The organism is Pseudomonas sp. PS02303, assembly GCF_029959925.1.
Lineage (GTDB): Bacteria > Pseudomonadota > Gammaproteobacteria > Pseudomonadales > Pseudomonadaceae > Aquipseudomonas > Aquipseudomonas mandelii.
On the sequence record NZ_JASCOM010000535.1, the window covers coordinates 1 to 1,081 of the forward strand.

Annotated in this window: 2 protein-coding genes; one reads left to right on the plus strand and one right to left on the minus strand. The window is 57.0% G+C overall.

Annotated features, from left to right (window positions below):
- Positions 1 to 217, plus strand: a 217-nt coding sequence (locus QMX98_RS34725; protein WP_282412087.1) for a hypothetical protein, incomplete at its 5' end; no start/stop codon positions are given.
- Between the two features lie 30 nt (positions 218 to 247).
- On the opposite strand, the gene QMX98_RS34730 is transcribed toward QMX98_RS34725, so the two are convergent.
- Complete coding sequence (locus QMX98_RS34730; RefSeq protein WP_010462046.1) at positions 248 to 847, minus strand: FMN-dependent NADH-azoreductase; 600 nt, start codon at positions 845 to 847, stop codon at positions 248 to 250.
- Between the last annotated feature and the right edge of the window lie 234 nt (positions 848 to 1,081).

Below are 1,081 nucleotides of genomic sequence, written 5' to 3' on the forward strand. Positions count from 1 at the left end.
CGCGAAGACGCTGTGTCAGCCGCTATCTATGTTGGATCTGACACCGTCTTCGCGAGCAAGCTTCGCTCCAGGTTCGTGTTCAACCCCAAAAATCCCAGGCAAAAAAAAGCCCGATCTCGCTAAAGCGTTCAATCGGGCGACAGCACTCAGGAGCAACAAGTGCAAAGGGAGGTTCGATGCGCGTAAAGCCTTGAAGGGGTTGCGCCAGGCCACTTGAACATCAAGGGATTATCTGGCGATTAAAGCCTCAGGCCACCTGGGAAAGCTTGGCGTTGGCCTGGTTCAGGCCTTTCTCCTGGAAGTCACCGCCCAGGTTCATGCCTTCGGCGTGAATGAAGGTCACGTCGTGAATCCCGATGAAACCCATCACCTGACGCAGGTACGGTTCCTGGTGATCGGCGGTGCTACCGGCGTAGATCCCGCCGCGAGCGGTCAGCACGTAGGCGCGCTTGCCGCTGAGCAAACCTTGCGGGCCGGTCTCGGTGTACTTGAAAGTCACGCCGGCACGCAGCACATGGTCGAGCCAGGCTTTGAGGGTGCTGGGGATGGCGAAGTTGTACATCGGCGCGGCCATGACCAGTACGTCAGCGGCCAACAGTTCGTCGGTCAACTCGTTGGAGCGTTCCAGGGAGACCTGTTCAATGTCGCTGCGCTGTTCGGCGGGTTTCATCCAGCCGCCCAGCAGATTGATGTCCAGGTGCGGCACCGGGTTGACGGCGAGGTCACGCACGGTGATCTGGTCGTTCGGGTGAGCGGCTTTCCACTGGCTGATGAATGTCTGGGTCAACTGACGGGAAACCGAGTCTTGCTGACGTGCGCTGCTTTCGATGATCAGAACGCGTGACATGGGATGTAGGCTCCATCTGAGAATGCTGTAAGGCGATGGAGTGAAGGTTAAACAGAGTCATATCGATGAAAAAGCGCAAATAACTGCTATAACCCATCAATAAATTCGTTTATAAGCTGATCATGCCCTGCACCTGCAGGAGCGAGGCTTGCCCGTGAAGGGGCCGGTGTCATTCAACATCCATGTCGACTGGCACACCGTCTTCGCGGGCAAGCCTCGCCTCTACAGGGTTTT